A 15,411-nucleotide genomic window follows, 5' to 3' on the forward strand; every position below is an offset into this window, starting at 1 on the left:
CGTATAGCTACGTGGTGTAGTCGTCCAGCTCCAATGGGCAAGGTGCTTTGTAGACGGCGCGGCCGGTAGGGACTTCAAGACTCGGCGGACGCGTTCGTACCGGGGCCGCCCCTGGTGGGCGAGCACCAACTGGGGCGGCCCTCTCCACAGCGACGATCGGAGGAAGCACCTTGCCGGACGAGCCACCCGAATCGAAGCCCGACCCGCGGCCCCTGCCGAAGGTCAAGACGGGCGACGTCCTGCGCCTGACCTGCGCCGCGAGTGTGCAGTTCATGCGCCCGATCGTCGTCCGCGTGATCCGGCCGTTGCGCTGGCCCACCTATGACGGGTGGTTGTGGATTGACGCGTACGAGTTGGGGGCGCGCGGCGACGCGGTCGCGCGGCGCACCCTGTTCGTCATGACCGCCGGCCTCGTCTGGCAGGACCCGCCGACCCAACCCGGCCGGAAGACCACCCGCGGTCCGGTCGCTCGCAAGCCAATGCGGGTCGGCTGATGCGTGGCAAGCCTGAGCACAAGCCATTACGCCCATCGTGGCGTTGCCCTAACTGCGGCATCTTATGGCCCTGCTCGGCCGCGAAGCTGCGCCTCCTCGGCGAGTTCCGCCAGGATCGGCCGGGCCTGCTGGTGCACTTGGCGAAGATTCAGGAGGAGGCGACGGCCGACCTGACAAAGCTCAACCCGAACGCCAGACTGCCGGACCTGACCCCGCGATTCGTTGGCTGGGCTGAACGCCGGTAGCCCCTCTCGAAAGCTCGCCCGCGCGGTCAGCTCACCAGCGGCCGAGGCGGGTGGCGAGCACGCTGAGGGCTGCCACCCCGGCGGTGGAGGTGCGCAGCACCGCCGGCCCGAGGCGTACGGGTCGCCCGCCGGCCTCGGCGAAGGCGGTCAGCTCGGCCGGGGCGATGCCACCCTCGGGGCCGACCACGAGCACTATCTCACCGGCGGTCGGCAGCTCGGCGGTGGTGAGCCGGTCCCCGGCCTCCTCGTGCAGCACGAACGCGGCGGCCGCACCGGCGATCCGGCGGGCCACCGTTGCGGTGGACTCGTCCGGCGCACCGGCCACCACCGGCAGCCACGGCCGGCGGGCCTGCTTCGCCGCCTCCCGGGCGGTGGCCACCCATTTCTCCCGGGCGCGTACGCCCCGGTCGCCGCGCCACTGGACCACCGAGCGCGACGCCGCCCAGGGCACGATCTCGTCCACCCCGACCTCGGTCATCGCCTGCACGGCCAGTTCGCCCCGGTCGCCCTTGGCGATGCCCTGCACCGTCACCAGACGGGGCACCGACGCGTCCGCGTACCCCCGGGAGGTGACGGTTACCTCGAGGCTGCCCCGGCCGACGGCCGTGACCACCGCGGTGGCCGTGCCACCCCGGCCGTCGGCGAGCAGCAGTTCCTCGCCGACGCGCAGTCGCTGCACCGTGGCGGCGTGGTGCCCCTCCGGGCCGTCCAGAGTCAGGGCGGTGCCGGTGGGCAGTGCCTCCACCAGGAACAGCGGTGCGGACACCTCAGGCGTGCCCGTTGAACGCGTCGCGCATCCGGGAGAAGAAGCCGCCCTGCTTGGATAACTCGGCGACCTCCTCACCGCGGGTCTTGGCGAAGTCGCGCAGCATCTTCTCCTGGTCCGGGTCGAGCTTGGTCGGCGTGCGCACGTCCAGGTGCACGTAGAGGTCGCCTCGGCCGGTGCCGCGCAGGTGCGGCACGCCCCGCGCGCGCAGCCGCAGCGTGCTGGCCGGCTGGGTGCCGGCCTTGACGTCGAGCGTCTCCTCGCTGTCGAGGGTCTTGATGGTCAGCCGGGTGCCCAGCGCCGCCGCGGTCATCGGAACGGTGACCCGGCAGTGCAGGTCGTCGCCCTTGCGGGAGTACACGTCGTGCGGGCGCTCGTGGATCTCCACGTAGAGGTCGCCGGCGGTGCCGCCGCCGGGGCCGACCTCGCCCTGCTGGGCCAGCCGGATCCGCATGCCGTCCTCGACGCCCGCCGGGATCTTGACGGTGAGCGACCGGCGGGTCCGCACCCGGCCGTCGCCGGCGCAGGTGGGGCAGGGGTGCGGGATGGTGGTGCCGTAGCCCTGGCACACGGTGCACGGCCTGGCGGAGACCACCTGGCCGAGGAAGGTGCGCTGCACCGACTGCACCTCACCCCGACCGCCGCACGCCTCGCAGGTCGCCAGGTGCGTGCCGGCCGCCGTGCCGGCGCCGGAGCAGGTGGTGCAGAGCACAGCGGTGTCGACGGTGATCGGGGCCTCGACGCCGAACGCCGTCTCGTGCAGGTCGAGTTCGAGTCGCAGGATCGCGTCGGCGCCCGGCCGGGTACGCGGCCGGGGGCCACGGGCGCCACCGCCCGCACCGCCGAAGAACGCGTCCATGATGTCCTGGAAACCGACGAACGGGCCGGCGCCTCCGGGGCCACCAGGGCCGCCGGCACCGCCCCCGCCCGGGGCGAGCGGGTCGCCACCCAGGTCGACGATCTGCCGCTTCCGATCGTCCGAGAGGACCTCGTACGCGGCGTTGATGTCCTTGAACTTCTCCTGAGCCTCCGGGTCCGGATTGACGTCCGGGTGGAACTGGCGTGCCAGCTTGCGGTAGGCGCGCTTGATCTCGTCATCGGAGGCTTCCCGGCTCACACCGAGAATGCCGTAGTAGTCCCTGGCCACTGCGTTCCGTGTCCTCATGTTCGTCTCGCGTTGCGCCGGTCGGCGGCCGCAGCCGGCCGCATCGGCCCTGACCAATCAGTTCTGGGCCAGCAACTCGCCCACGTAGCGTGCCACGGCGCGCACCGTGGCGATGTTGCCGGGGTAGTCCATCCGGGTGGGCCCCAGCACCCCCAGGCCGCCCAGGATCGTGGTGCCCGGGCCGTACCCGGTGCTGACCACCGAGGCGGCGCGCAGGTTGTCGAACTCGTTCTCGTCGCCGATCAGCACCCGGGTCGTGCTCGGCTCGGTCTCACCGATGAGCTTGAGCAGCACGACCTCCTCCTCCAGAGCCTCCAGGATCGGCCGCAGGGACCCCTGGAAGTCGAGCAGGCCACCCCGGGTGAGGTTCGCGGTGCCGGCGAGGGCGATCCGCTCCTCGTGCCGCTCGACGAGTGTCTCCAGCAGGACGGTGGCGAGGGTGGTCATCGTCGGACGCAGCCCGGTCGGCGCTTCCTCGACGAGCGCCTGCACCAGCGGCGGCGTCTCGGACAGCCGGGCGTTGGCGAGCTTCTCGTTGATCAGTCGGCGCAGATCGGTGACGTCGTCGGCGGGCACCGGCCCGGGCAGCTCCACGAGCCGCTGCTCCACCCGCCCGGTGTCCGCGATCATGACGAGCATCAGCCGGGTGGTGGAGATCGGCACCAACTCCAGGTGACGCACCGAGGAGCGGGCCAGGCTCGGGTACTGCACGACGGCGACCTGCCTGGTCAGTTGGGCGAGCAGTCGTACCGTGCGGTGCACCACGTCGTCGAGGTCGACGGCGCCGACCAGGAAACGCTCGATGGCCCGGCGTTCGGCCGGGCTGAGCGGCTTGACCCGGGACAACCTGTCGACGAAGAGGCGGTAGCCGCGGTCGGTGGGCACCCGGCCGGCACTCGTGTGCGGCTGCCGGATGTAGCCCTCCTCCTCCAGCACCGCCATGTCGTTGCGGACCGTGGCCGGGGAGACCCCGAGCTGGTGCCTCTCGACGAGAGCCTTGCTGCCGACCGGCTCCTGGGTGGAGACGTAGTCCTCGACGATGGCGCGGAGCACGGCGAGTTTCCGGTCGTCGAGACCCATCCTCCGCACCTCCTGTCGCACGTCGGCCGCCGGCCTCGGGGCCGGCCGGGCCGTCCTGGCACTCGACTGTAGCGAGTGCCAGTCTACGTCGGCAGGCCCGCCGACGCGATGATCAACGGCCACCGGTCGGTGCGGCCCCCGCCACCCCGCTGGGCCGATCGGCCCACACCACCCGGCGATGTCGCTCTGGTGCGGCGTTGCCACCGGCCCCTACCGTGACATCCATGACTGAACCTCCTCGCCCTCCCGGGTCGGGCGACCCCGGCAACTACCCGCCGGAGCCCACCTCGCCGGGCCCGTTCCCGTCGACCGAGCCGCCCACCGCACCACTGTCCGGGGCTCCCGGCCCGGCCGGCTATCCCCCGCCCGGTGGCTATCCGCCGCCCACCGGTGACCAACCGCCGTCAGGTGGCTACCCTCCGGCAGGCGGCTACCCCCCGCCCGGGGGTTATCCCCCGCCCGGCGGCTACCCGACCGGCGGCGCCTACGGCGGCCCCGGCGGTGGCTATGCCAACAACGAGGACAAGACCTGGGCGCTCGTCGCGCACTTCGGCGGCGCGCTCGGCGCGCTGGTCAGCTTCGGCCCGCTGGGCTTCGTCGCCCCGCTGATCGCCTACCTGGCCCGGGGTCAGCAGTCGCCGACCGTCCGGGCGCACGCCCTGGCCGCCCTGAACTTCCAGATTCTCTGGTCGATCATCGCGTTCGTGCTGCTCTTCGTGAGCTGGTGCCTGCTCTTCCTGCCCAGCATCGCCGTCGTGGTGATCCAGATCCTGTTCGGGATCATCGCCGGCATGAAGGCCAACGAGGGCACCCCGTACCGCTACCCGATGACCGCGAACTTCATCAAGTGAACCGTGCCGGCCGCTCCCCCGGCCGGCCCGGAACACCGCCGCCCCGACCCCGGGGCAGCGGGCCACTCAGGGCAGCAGGTCGCGGACGACAGCGTCGGCGAGCAGCCGCCCACGCAGTGTGAGCACCGCCCGGCCGCCGGCGTACTCGTCGGCGGCCAGCAGGCCGCCGGCAAGCGCTCGCTCGGCGCCGGCCCGGCCGGTGGCGTCGAGCACCGACAGCGGGAGACCACTGGCCAGCCGCAACCGGAGCATCACGTCCTCCATGTGCGCCTCGTCGACGGTGAGCACCTCCCGGGCCAGGCCGGGAGACGCACCGGCGGCCAACCGCTTGGCGTACGCCGAGGGGTGCTTCACGTTCCACCAGCGCACCCCGCCGACGTGGCTGTGCGCCCCCGGGCCCAGCCCCCACCAGTCCGCGCCGGTCCAGTAGAGCAGGTTGTGCCGGCAGCGGGCCTCCTCGGTGCGGGCCCAGTTGGAGACCTCGTACCAGGAGAGCCCGGCCGCGTCGAGTGCGGCCTCCGCGGCCAGGTAGCGGTCCGCTGCCACGTCGTCACTGGGGTACGCCAGCTCGCCGCGCCGCATCCGGGCGGCGAGCCGGGTGCCGTCCTCGACGATCAGGGCGTACGCGCTGACATGGTCCACCCCGGCGGCGACGACCTGCTCCAGCGAGGCGGCGAAGTCCTCGGCCCGCTCCCCCGGGGTGCCGTAGATCAGGTCCAGGTTGACGTGCGCGAACCCGGCGTCGCGCGCTTCCAGGGCGGCGGCGGTGGCCCGGCCGGCGCTGTGGTTGCGGTCCAGGATCGCCAGCACCCCCGGGGAGGCGGACTGCATGCCCAGCGAGATCCGGGTGTAGCCGGCGGCCCGCAGCGCCGTCAACGATTCCGGGGTGACCGACTCGGGGTTGGCCTCGGTGGTCACCTCGGCGTCGGCGGCCAGCCCCCAGGTGCGGTCGATGCCGTCGAGGATGCGGGCCAGATCGTCGGCGGGGAGCAGGGTGGGCGTGCCGCCGCCGACGAAGACGGTGTCGACCCGGGGCGGCGGGTTGTCGCCGAGCACCCGGGCGGCGAGCGTCAGCTCGGCCAGGACGGTGTCGGCGTACCCCTCGCGGCTCGCGCCGCCGCCCAGCTCGGCGGCCGTGTAGGTGTTGAAGTCGCAGTACCCGCAGCGGCTGGCGCAGAACGGGACGTGCACGTACACGCCGAAGCCGCGCGCGCCGACCGCCGTGGTGGCGGTGGCGGGCAACGATCCGTCGACGGGGACGGTCTCACCATCTGGAAGGACGCCGGGCATGGCCACTAGTGTGCCCGGCATGACCTCTCCCGACGTCCTCGTGCGGGTCGCCACGGCTCGTGGGGTGACCACCCTCACCCTGGACAGCCCGCACAACCGCAACGCGCTCTCCACCGGTCTGATGACCCAGCTGCTGGCCGGGTTGGCGGACGCGGTCGCCGACGAGGCGGTCCGGGTGATCGTGCTCGACCACACCGGCCCGGTCTTCTGCTCCGGCGCGGACCTGAAGGAGACGGCCGCGGCGTACGCCAGCGGTTCGGTGCCGGCCGGCATGCTGGCTGACGTGCTCGCGGCGCTCTGGGAGTGCCCGAAGCCGGTGCTGGCCCGGGTCGGTGGGCCCGCGCGGGCCGGCGGGCTGGGCCTGATCGCCGCCGCTGACCTGGCGGTCTGCGCCGACGAGGCGACGTTCGCGTTCACCGAGGTACGCATCGGGGTGATCCCGGCGGTGATCTCGGCGACGGTGCTGCCCCGGCTGCACCCCCGCGCCGCCGCCGAGCTGTACCTGACCGGCGACACCTTCGACGGTCGCCGGGCGGCCGAGATCGGCCTGGTGACGGCCTCGGTCCCGGTGGACGGGCTGGACGACGCGCTCCGGGGCTACTGCGACTCGGTGGTGCGCGGCGCGCCCGGGGCGCTGGCCGGCGCGAAGGAGTTGCTGCGCCGACCGGGCACCGCCGAGTTGCGCGCCGACCTGGCCCGGCTCTCCGCCGTCTCGACCGGCTACTTCCTCTCCGACGAGGGACGTGAGGGGGTCACCGCGTTCCGCGAACGTCGACCGGCGCGCTGGGTTCCCGCTCTCGAGGACTGACGGTGTGGGCGCCGCCGTCGTTCGGCGGCGCCCACGGTGTCCGGCCGGGTCACCAGGCGGTGGCGCCGCCGTCGACCGGGTAGTTCGCCCCGGTGATGTACGACGCCCGGTCGGAGGCGAGGAAGACCACCAGCTCGACGACCTCCTCGGGGCGCGCGAAGCGCTTGAGAAGCGTCTTGGCCGTGATGGCGTCCCGCGCCTCCTGGTTGTCACCGAGGTCGCGTTCGCTGGCCGGGGTGAGGGTGGGCCCGGGGCTGACCGCCACCGCGCGGATCCCGTGCGGTGCGCCTTCGAGGGCGAGCTGTCGCGTCATGCCGATGATTCCGGCGTTCGCTGCGGTGTGACCGACCATCGGCGGGACGTGGCCACCGATCATCCCGGCCATGGAGGCGGCGCTGATGATCACACCGCCACCGCGCCGCACGAGGTGCGGCCAGGCGAACTTCGACACGAAGTACGGAATGTCGAGTTCTCCGGTAATGGTGTAGCGCCAGTCCTCCACGGAGAAGTCGGGCATCGGGCCGAAGCGGAGCGCGGCGGCGTTGTTGTAGACCACATCGAGCCCGCCGTAGGCGGCGGCAGCGTCGTCGACGAGCTTGCGTACCTGCTCGGGGTCGGTGAGGTCGACGGGTGCGATGCCTGTCATCTCACCGCCGGCGCTGCGGACGAGGTCGACCGTCTCGTCGTTGCCGGCGACCTGGAGGTCGGCTCCGACGACCTTCGCGCCCTCGCGGGCGAAGGTCAGCGCGGCGACGCGGCCGAGACCACCGCCGGTGCCGGTGATCAGCACGACCTTGCCATCGAGCGTTCCCATGGAACTCCCCCTTGTTCGGTGACCAACGCGTCCGGCTATGCGGCGGTAGGTCGGATTGATATGTCAACTGGGTTAAGCCAGTGACCGGTCAATCGCTTCCCGTCGTCACCTACCCGGTGACGCGCGCGACAGCCCCGCACCGGGTCGGGCGACGGGACGACACAGCAGGTGAGATCGCGACCAGAGGGGGAACGTCGCCAACCGGTACGCCGCAACGCAGCCGATCCCGAACCGGTCGAAGTCGGCCGGCCCGGCCCCGAACCGCTCGGACGACCCGGAGGGTGCCTGCGGGGACGTACGCTTGTCAGACTGTCGATCTGGGGGTGTGGGTGCGAACTCGGGCAACCGTGGCGGGTGGAGTGGTGCTCATCCTCGTCGCCGTGATCGCGATCTGGCTCGTCGTACGGCAGGTCGGCGACAACCTCACGTTGCCGCTGATGGCACGGAAGTGCACAGTGCAGGCCGACGGGCGGGTCGCCCTGGACGCCGACCAGATGGCAAACGCGGCGACCATCGCGGCGATCGGCGCCAAGCGCGGAATGCCCGAGCGGGCTGTCGTGGTCGCGCTCTCCACCGCATACCAGGAGTCGGGGCTGCGCAACCTCGCCGACGGCGACCGCGACTCGGTCGGCCTGTTCCAGCAGCGACCGAGCCAGGGCTGGGGCACCCCGGAGCAGATCCGCGACCCGCGGTACGCGGCCAACCGGTTCTACGCCGCCCTCAAGAAGGTGCGCGGCTGGGAGAAGATGCGCGTCACCGACGCCGCCCAGCGGGTGCAGCGCTCGGCGTTCCCCGAGGCGTACCAGAAGTGGGCCGACGACTCCGAGGTGCTCAGCCGGGCCCTGCTCGGCGACGCCAGCGGCGCTGTCGCCTGCACGGTGGGGCGTACCCCGGTGATGCACGGCGCGGCGGCGGCCGCCCAGTTGACCCGCAACCTGGTGCTGGACTGGGGGTTGAAGGGCACCGACCCGACCGACCAGACCGGGTTGGCGGTGACTCCGGGCGACCAACGGGACGGCTGGCGGTACGCGCACTGGCTGGTGTCGCACGCCCAGGACCACGGGGTGAAGCGGGTCCGCTTCGGCGACCTGGAGTGGACCGCCCGCGACGGCTCGTGGGGCCGGGTGGACGGCCAGCAGAACCCCGCCGGCCAGGTGGTGGCCGAGGTGTTCAACGAGGGCTGACCGGCCCGGATCTCTTAACCGGCAGTCACCGCACAATCGGGCAATACGCATTGAGTTGCACTATTGAGCACGCGAATCTCACTCTGTGCGTTTCTCTCGCTGCGTGGGGTCCCACCGCGGCCAAATCCCGCACCGCACCCCTCCCCGACGCCTGGACGGCCGCGTTACGATCGGCGGCCTGTGCCAGAAAAGTTTTCACCTCATGGGGAGGGGTACGACGCGGTGTTCGATTACGGCGACCGGACCGGTTACGAACCGATCAGCGACACTGACCGCAAGGAGTTCCACGAGCAGGGTTTCCTCCTGCTGCGCAACGTCCTGACGGAGGACCACCGGGCGGCGCTGGAGGCGGCTGTCGACCGCGTCTACGCGGAGGAGCAGGCGAAGGGCACCACCAAGAAGGACGGCACCCTGCACCTGCTGGGCTTCCTGGAGCGCGACGAACTGTTCGGTGAGCTGCTGACCCACCCGATCGCCTTCCCGTACATGTGGGGGCTGGCCGGCTGGAACATCTACACCCACCACAACCACCTGGACGTCACCCCGCCGGCCGCCGAGCCGGAGAAGCCGTACTGGGGGTGGCACCAGGACGGGTACCGGCAGAACTCCGACCCGGAGACGATGGACCCGAACCTGCCTCGCCCGATGTTCTCGCTGAAGGTCGCGTACGTGCTGTCGGACCTCTCCGAGACCGGCCGCGGCGCCACCAAGGTCATCCCGGGCAGCCACCTGAAGAACTCGCTGCCCCGGCCGGCGGACCTCACGGTGCAGAACCCCGACCCGGAGGGCACTGTCGAGATCACCGCCAACCCGGGCGACGCCTTCATCTTCGACCGCCGGCAGTGGCACTCCCGGTCGACGAACCTGTCGACGATCACCCGCAAGATGCTCTTCGTCGGCTACACCTACCGGTGGATCCGTCCGCTGGACGAGCTGCACCCCGACGTGGACGGCGAGTGGTACCGCAACCGCACCCCCGTGCAGCGCCAGCTGATCGGTGAGGGCACCCACACCGCCAACTACTGGGGCATCAACTGGGACGGGTACGTCGACGACGAGATCCCACTGCGCAAGGAGCTCAAGGAGCGCGGTCTACTCGACCGCAACATCCCCTGGCTCCGCTGATCCACCGCTCGTAGGACGGCCCCCCGCCGACGCCCAGCGTTGGCGGGGGGCCGTTCCACGTGTCGACCACGGCAGTCGGCCGGCCGTTCCACGTGTCGACCAGCGCGGTCGGCCGGCAGCGAGGGCTGATCGGCGAGCTAGCCCCGGGAGGCGAGGCGTCGACGGGCCTTCTCCCGGATCGGCTCCGGCAGATCCTCGGCGTCGAGCAACCGCGGCAACAACTCCGGCTCCAGGCTGGTCGCCCGGAACACCTCGCCGATCGTCACCCCGTGCGCCGGCCGGTCCACCACAGCGATCGGGTCGCCCGCGCCGACCTCCCCCTCGCGCAACACCCGCAGGTAGGCCCCGGGCGACGCCCGGACCGTGAACCGCTTGATCAGATCCGGTACGCCCCAGAACCCGGCGAAGGTGGTGCAGGGGGTGCGCGGCTTGGTGACCTGGAGCAGTGCGGAACCGACCTGCCACTGCTCACCGATCACCGCGCCGGTGACGTCGACCGCGTACGTGGTCAGGTTCTCGCCGAAGCCACCCGGCCCCATGTCCCGTCCGAGTTCGGCAGTCCACCAGGCGGCGTCCTCCTCCGCGTAGACGTAGACCGCCTGGTCAGGGCCACCGTGATGGGCTCGCTCGGCGATGAAGTCGCCCGCCAGACCGCCCGCGAGCACCGACACCGGGCCGTCGACCGGCCGTTTGTCGATGCCGCTGCGACCGCTCGCGTCGCCGGCCCACCCCGCCTCGGTCACGATGCCGAGGTTCACCGCTGCCACCCTGCCCGTCATGGCCGTCAGCCTAGTGGCGACCGACACCGGTCAGCCTGCTCGCGCGGGGGTCGTCGGTCCGGACGCGGGCCGGCGTCGTGTCGGCTGTCGCGGCGCGGGCTCAGCCCTTGACGGCGCCGGCCACCAGACCGGAGACCATCCGACGCTGGACCAGCAGGAAGAAGATGATGACCGGCAGGGTGAACAGGGTCGACGCGGCCATCACCGGCCCCCAGTTGGTGTCGTCCCGACCGAAGAAGAAGGTCATCGCCACCGGCAGCGTGTAGCTGCCCTGGTCGTTGATGAACGTCAACGCGAAGATCAGCTCGTTCCACGCGGTGATGAAGGAGAAGATGCTGGTGGCCACCAGGCCAGGCGCGACAAGAGGAAAGAGCACCCGGCGGAAGATCTGGGCCCGGCTCGCCCCGTCGATCGCCGCCGCCTCCTCCAACTCCTTCGGCACCGCGGCGACGAACCCGCGCAGCATCCAGACCGCGAACGGCAGCGAGAAACCGAGGTACGTGAGGATCAGGCTGGGCAGTGTGTTGTAGAGCCCCAGCCGCTGGATCATCAGGAACAGCGGGATGACGAGCGCCTCCAGCGGGATCATCTGCACCACCAGCAGCATGATCAGGAAGCTGGTCCGCAGCCGGAACCGGAACCGGGCCACCGCTGTCGCGGCGAGCAACGCCACCAGACCACTGAGCACCACAGTGGAGACCGCGACGAGCGCGCTGTTGAGGAAGAAGTCGAGGAAGCTGACGCCGGGGATCAGGTTGCCGGTCAGGATCTCCCGGTAGTGCGCCAACGTCGGATGGGTCGGCACCGGCTGCGGGGTGGCCGAGAAGATCTCGTTGCTCGGCTTCAGCGAGGTGGAGATCATCCAGTAGACCGGGAACGCCGCGAACAGCGCGACAAGCAGCCCGGCGCCGTTGAGGGCGACCTTCTTCACGACTCGTCCTCCTGCCTGAGCACCATCCGTACGTAGAAGCCGGTGACCACGAGCAGGATCAGCGTGAGGATCACCGCGATGGCCGCGCCGAGCCCGTACTTGGGCGGCGGAGAGAAGGCCTCGGCGTACGAGTAGATGGCGAGCATGAACGTCGGCCGGTCCTGGGTGCCGCCGGCCAACACGAACTGCTGGGTGAAGACCTTGAAGTCCCAGATCGTGGAGAGCACGATCAGGATCCCGAAGACCGGGCGCAGCAACGGGAAGGTGATCTGCCAGAAGACCCGCCACGGGCTGGCACCATCCACCCGGGCCGCCTCGTGCAGCTCACTCGGCACGCTCTTCAGACCGGCGAGCACGCTCACCGCGATGAACGGGAACGAGTGCCAGACCACCACCAGGGTGAGGATGGCGAAGAAGAGCAGCGGCGAGTTGAACCAGCCGTAGCCCGTCCAGTCGCTGCGGCCGAACAGACTGTTCGAGAGCCCGTCCGGCAACACGTTGAACAGCCACGTGACCAGGCCGCTGGTGTCGTCGAAGATCCATTTCCAGACGATGGTGCCGGTGAGTGCCGGCGTGGCCCAGGCGAGCATCACGCAACTGGCCACGAACGTCGCCATCTTGCGACCGAGCCGGTTGAGCAGCAGCCCCACCAGCGTGCCGAGCACCATGGTGAGCAGCACGTTGGCGGCGGCGAACAGCACCGTGTTGCGCAGCACGGTCAGGAAGAACGGGTCGGAGAGGATGTCGGTGTAGTTGCCGAGCCCCACCCACGGCCACTCCCGATCGCCGCGCAACTGCCGGACGCTGTTCAACCGGAAGAAGGACATCACCACCACCTGGCCGAGCGGCCAGAGCAGCAGCACCCCGATGATCAGCAGGGCGGGCAGGAGCAGCAGGTAGGGCAGGCGGTCAACTCGGCGACGCCGCCGCGCGGGGGTCTCCCGCGCGGCAGCCGTCTCCGGGCTTGTTGTCTGTGTGCTCACTTGCTGTTCAGGATGCTTTCCATCTCACCGGCCGCATCGGCGGTAGCCTTCTCGACCGTCTTCTGGCCCTTCATGACCGAGCTGTTCATCGCCTGGGTCACCGTCTTCGTCCGGCTGACCTCCACCCACTTCGGAGTGAGCGGCGTGAGCTTGGTGTTCTGCATCGTGGTGGCGAACGACGCCATGACCTTGTCGTTGGCGTACGCGTCACCGGAGACCAGATCCTGGTAGACCGGGAAGAAACCGAGGCTGCTGGCGAAACTCTGCGAGTTCTTCTTGTTCAGCAGCACGGTCAGGTAGTCCCAGGCCAGGTCCTGCCGCTCGCTGTCCTTCCAGATCGCCACGTCCGAGCCGCCGGCGAAACCGGGAGCCGCCTTGCCGTCCGGGCCGGGGATCGGGAACGTACCCCAAACCTTCTCGATCTCGGGGTTGTCCTTCTTGATGGCGCCCTGCTGCCAACTGCCGGCGAAGGCCATCGCGGCCTTGCCCGTGGCGAACTGGGTACGCGCGTCGATTTCGTTCCAACCCGCCGCCGCCGGCGGGGCGACCTTGTGGACCGTCACCAGGTCAGTCCAGAACTTGACGGCCCGCTGCGCCTCCGGCGTGGTGTAACCCGACTTCCAGGTGCCGCCCTGGTTGCTGGCGATCTCACCGCCCGCGCCCCAGAGGAAGGAGTAGAAGGGCAGCTCGGAGTTGCCGGGCAGCGCGATGCCGTAGGTGCCCTTCTTCTTCGCCTGCACGGCCTTCGCCACCGTGACCAGCTCGTCCCAGGTCTTCGGGGGCTGCACGCCGGCCTCGGCGAACCAGTCGGTGCGGTAGTAGATGGCCCGGACACCGGCGTACCAGGGCACTCCGTACTGCTTGCCGTCGAGCTGCGCGTTGCGCACCAGGTCGGGCAGCAGATCCTTGCCGTCGGCCCAGCCGCCCATCCGACCACTCACGTCGGCCAGCGCCTCCTGGGCGGCCCAACCCTGGGTCTCGGTGTTGCCCAGCTCGGTGATGTCCGGCCCCTCACCGCCGGCGAGGGCGGCCTGGAACTTCTTGGGCGCCTCCAGCCAGGGGATGTACTGCACGACCACATCGGTGTCGGGGTGCTTCTGGCGGAACTCGGCCTCGACTCCGTCGAGGAAGGAGTTCTGCGCGTCCCCGCCCTCGCCCATCATCCAGACCGTGAGCTTGCTGTCGTCGGCCGCGTCGTCGCCGGAGCCCCCACAGCCGGTCAGCACCATCGCGGCCGAGGCCACCATGGCGGTGACCGGGGCCAGCCGCTTCCACCTGTTCACGCCACTTCTCCCCTCGCGCCGCCTGGAACTAACCTTCTCCGCCGCACCCTAGTACGAAGAATTCCTTTACGACAGTGGGCAGGACTGGCCAAAGCGTGGCGACCGCACCCCAGAGGCCCGACCACCGGCGCTCCAAAATCGGGCCAAAGCTGGGTTTTCAGCACGAAAGAGCGCCCGGCTGTTGGCCGGGCGCTCTTTCGGTAGTGCTGTCCTGCACGTCGTGCGGTGTTACCAGATGATGCTGGGTCGTTATCGGGTCACGCGACGGCGGCCACCCACACCGGCCACCAGCGCGACAGCGATCGCCGCAACGACGACCTGCACCAGCAGCTCGCCCCAGTCGACACCGTTCGTCTCGGTCGCGATGCCGATGGCCCGCGCCAGGACGGTGCCCAGCAGCGCGGCGCCCACACCGATCAGCAGGTGCAGCCAGATCGGCATGTTCTGCCGGCCCGGAACGACCAAGCGGCCGAGCGCGCCGACGATGAGACCAACAACGATCGCAGTGATGATGCCCCACACGGTGAGCTCCACGGCCACCCTCCTTCAAAAAGAATGTCTGCCACACGAGGTGTGTGCTTCCTGTCGTGACCGTTAATTGCCCGACCCACCAAAAATCCAAACCGACTTCGCTCACGAAACGATCACGACTTGGCCAACAGGAGCACGTACCACCGCCCACGCCGCCAGCCAGCGCGACCCGCCAGGCCCCGCCCCGCAGGTCGCCCGTCCGCAAGGGACCGCGCAGCCAGGCCGCTGACCTGCACGGCACCGCGCCGCACGGTCGCACGGCACCGCGCCGCCAGGCCGCCGCGCCGCCGGGCCGCCAGGCCGCCAGGCCGCCAGGCCGCCAGGCCGCCAGGCCGCATGATCCACTCGGGTTCCTGGATGTCGCGGCATCAGACCGACCGGGACATCCCGATATCAAGAAACCCGAGTGGATCTCCACGATCCAGCACGGCCCGCCAGCGCGACCACCAACGCACGCGGCGACCGACCCGCAACCGCACCACCACCGACGGAGCGCGGCGATCGACCGTCCCACCAGCACGACGCCGACGGAGCAGACGATCGACTACCCCGACAGCGGAATGCCGATGGGCGCCCGACCTGTCGGTCGGGCGCCCATCGGAGGTGTCGCGGTTGGTACGGGCTGGTGCCGTGGTGTTACCGGGTGACGCGGCGGCGGCCACCCACGCCGGCGACCAGCGCGACAGCGATCGCGGCCAGCACGACCTGGACCAGCAGCTCGCCCCAGTCGACACCGTTCGTCTCGGTCGCGATGCCGATGGCCCGCGCCAGGACGGTGCCCAGCAGGGCGGCGCCGATGCCGATGAGCATGTGCAGCCAGATCGGCATGTTCTGCCGGCCCGGAACGACCAGGCGGCCGAGCGCGCCGACGATGAGACCAACAACGATCGCAGTGATGATGCCCCACACGGTGAACTCCACGGTCGCCCTCCTTCAAAAGAATGTCTGACACACGAGGTGTGTGCTTCCTGTCGTGACGGCTAAGTGCCCGACCCACCGAAAACCCAAACCGACTCAGCTCAACCGAGAGCGCCGATCGTCGATGTTTCGGAGGTGCGTCGGTTGACGCGCGGGGACGTCCA

Annotated in this window: 16 protein-coding genes; 5 read left to right on the forward strand and 11 right to left on the reverse strand. The window is 70.5% G+C overall.

The features are described from left to right. Positions 1-272 precede the first annotated feature (272 nt). Positions 273-494, forward strand: coding sequence for a hypothetical protein (locus tag ABZ406_RS25170; protein ID WP_357766421.1), 222 nt, complete (start codon positions 273-275; stop codon positions 492-494). A 276-nt stretch (positions 495-770) separates the two neighbouring features. On the opposite strand, the gene ABZ406_RS25175 is transcribed toward ABZ406_RS25170, so the two are convergent. The 3 genes from ABZ406_RS25175 to hrcA form a co-directional block, all read right to left on the reverse strand. Beyond that, entirely contained in the window at positions 771-1,505 is a 735-nt protein-coding gene (locus ABZ406_RS25175) for a 16S rRNA (uracil(1498)-N(3))-methyltransferase (RefSeq protein ID WP_357766258.1), read from the reverse strand. Between the two features lies 1 nt (position 1,506). Continuing rightward, positions 1,507-2,652 carry a molecular chaperone DnaJ gene (gene dnaJ, locus ABZ406_RS25180; RefSeq protein WP_203124704.1) on the reverse strand — a complete coding sequence of 382 codons (1,146 nt, stop codon included), beginning with the start codon at positions 2,650-2,652 and terminating at the stop codon, positions 1,507-1,509. Positions 2,653-2,727: 75 nt separating this feature from the next. After that, on the reverse strand, positions 2,728-3,750 hold the full coding sequence (hrcA, locus tag ABZ406_RS25185) for a heat-inducible transcriptional repressor HrcA (protein ID WP_354946410.1): 1,023 nt from the start codon (positions 3,748-3,750) through the stop codon (positions 2,728-2,730). A gap of 224 nt (positions 3,751-3,974) precedes the next feature. Between hrcA and ABZ406_RS25190 the strand changes: the two genes are divergently transcribed. Next, positions 3,975-4,601 (forward strand): DUF4870 domain-containing protein, encoded by a 627-nt coding sequence (locus tag ABZ406_RS25190; RefSeq protein ID WP_357766262.1) that lies wholly within the window; start codon positions 3,975-3,977, stop codon positions 4,599-4,601. Between the two features lie 66 nt (positions 4,602-4,667). On the opposite strand, the gene hemW is transcribed toward ABZ406_RS25190, so the two are convergent. Beyond that, positions 4,668-5,891 (reverse strand): radical SAM family heme chaperone HemW, encoded by a 1,224-nt coding sequence (gene hemW, locus ABZ406_RS25195; protein ID WP_357766264.1) that lies wholly within the window; start codon positions 5,889-5,891, stop codon positions 4,668-4,670. A 19-nt stretch (positions 5,892-5,910) separates the two neighbouring features. Between hemW and ABZ406_RS25200 the strand changes: the two genes are divergently transcribed. Continuing rightward, on the forward strand, positions 5,911-6,699 hold the full coding sequence (locus ABZ406_RS25200; RefSeq protein WP_357766266.1) for an enoyl-CoA hydratase-related protein: 789 nt from the start codon (positions 5,911-5,913) through the stop codon (positions 6,697-6,699). A 49-nt stretch (positions 6,700-6,748) separates the two neighbouring features. On the opposite strand, the gene ABZ406_RS25205 is transcribed toward ABZ406_RS25200, so the two are convergent. Further along, positions 6,749-7,513: an SDR family NAD(P)-dependent oxidoreductase gene (locus tag ABZ406_RS25205; protein ID WP_357766269.1), complete on the reverse strand. Its 765-nt coding sequence runs from the start codon at positions 7,511-7,513 to the stop codon at positions 6,749-6,751. Between the two features lie 323 nt (positions 7,514-7,836). Here ABZ406_RS25205 and ABZ406_RS25210 point away from each other — a divergent pair, with 323 nt between their 5' ends. Together ABZ406_RS25210 and ABZ406_RS25215 are read left to right on the forward strand one after the other, a co-directional pair. After that, positions 7,837-8,697 (forward strand): hypothetical protein, encoded by an 861-nt coding sequence (locus ABZ406_RS25210; RefSeq protein ID WP_357766272.1) that lies wholly within the window; start codon positions 7,837-7,839, stop codon positions 8,695-8,697. Positions 8,698-8,919: 222 nt separating this feature from the next. Further along, positions 8,920-9,822, forward strand: coding sequence for a phytanoyl-CoA dioxygenase family protein (locus ABZ406_RS25215; protein ID WP_272613023.1), 903 nt, complete (start codon positions 8,920-8,922; stop codon positions 9,820-9,822). Between the two features lie 137 nt (positions 9,823-9,959). Here ABZ406_RS25215 and ABZ406_RS25220 read toward each other — a convergent pair whose 3' ends face one another. The 6 genes from ABZ406_RS25220 to ABZ406_RS25245 all read right to left on the reverse strand — a co-directional run bounded on the left by ABZ406_RS25220 (position 9,960) and on the right by ABZ406_RS25245 (position 15,250). After that, the gene (locus tag ABZ406_RS25220; RefSeq protein WP_357766275.1) at positions 9,960-10,601 is read right to left on the reverse strand and encodes an MOSC domain-containing protein; all 642 of its coding nucleotides are present in this window, start codon (positions 10,599-10,601) and stop codon (positions 9,960-9,962) included. 100 nt (positions 10,602-10,701) lie between these two features. Beyond that, entirely contained in the window at positions 10,702-11,532 is an 831-nt protein-coding gene (locus ABZ406_RS25225) for a carbohydrate ABC transporter permease (protein ID WP_327034365.1), read from the reverse strand. Next, positions 11,529-12,515 (reverse strand): sugar ABC transporter permease, encoded by a 987-nt coding sequence (locus ABZ406_RS25230; RefSeq protein ID WP_357766279.1) that lies wholly within the window; start codon positions 12,513-12,515, stop codon positions 11,529-11,531. Before ABZ406_RS25230 ends, ABZ406_RS25225 begins: the two co-directional genes overlap by 4 nt. Beyond that, positions 12,512-13,798 (reverse strand): sugar ABC transporter substrate-binding protein, encoded by a 1,287-nt coding sequence (locus ABZ406_RS25235; protein WP_357766282.1) that lies wholly within the window; start codon positions 13,796-13,798, stop codon positions 12,512-12,514. Before ABZ406_RS25235 ends, ABZ406_RS25230 begins: the two co-directional genes overlap by 4 nt. A 249-nt stretch (positions 13,799-14,047) precedes the next feature. After that, the gene (locus ABZ406_RS25240) at positions 14,048-14,332 is read right to left on the reverse strand and encodes a GlsB/YeaQ/YmgE family stress response membrane protein (protein WP_179780541.1); all 285 of its coding nucleotides are present in this window, start codon (positions 14,330-14,332) and stop codon (positions 14,048-14,050) included. 633 nt (positions 14,333-14,965) lie between these two features. Further along, positions 14,966-15,250, reverse strand: coding sequence for a GlsB/YeaQ/YmgE family stress response membrane protein (locus tag ABZ406_RS25245; protein ID WP_357766285.1), 285 nt, complete (start codon positions 15,248-15,250; stop codon positions 14,966-14,968). Positions 15,251-15,411: the final 161 nt, after the last annotated feature.

Origin of the sequence: Micromonospora sp. NPDC005710 (assembly GCF_040630995.1) — a bacterium.
GTDB lineage: Bacteria > Actinomycetota > Actinomycetes > Mycobacteriales > Micromonosporaceae > Micromonospora.

What these genes read in the sequence shown, in the direction of transcription:
- ABZ406_RS25170 (WP_357766421.1), top strand. Translation starts at nt 273, where the DNA reads ATGCGCCCGATCGTCGTCCGCGTGATCCGGCCGTTGCGCTGGCCCACC.
- hrcA (WP_354946410.1), bottom strand. Translation starts at nt 3,750, where the DNA reads ATGGGTCTCGACGACCGGAAACTCGCCGTGCTCCGCGCCATCGTCGAG.
- ABZ406_RS25190 (WP_357766262.1), top strand. Translation starts at nt 3,975, where the DNA reads ATGACTGAACCTCCTCGCCCTCCCGGGTCGGGCGACCCCGGCAACTAC.
- hemW (WP_357766264.1), bottom strand. Translation starts at nt 5,891, where the DNA reads ATGCCCGGCGTCCTTCCAGATGGTGAGACCGTCCCCGTCGACGGATCG.
- ABZ406_RS25200 (WP_357766266.1), top strand. Translation starts at nt 5,911, where the DNA reads ATGACCTCTCCCGACGTCCTCGTGCGGGTCGCCACGGCTCGTGGGGTG.
- ABZ406_RS25205 (WP_357766269.1), bottom strand. Translation starts at nt 7,513, where the DNA reads ATGGGAACGCTCGATGGCAAGGTCGTGCTGATCACCGGCACCGGCGGT.
- ABZ406_RS25220 (WP_357766275.1), bottom strand. Translation starts at nt 10,601, where the DNA reads ATGACGGGCAGGGTGGCAGCGGTGAACCTCGGCATCGTGACCGAGGCG.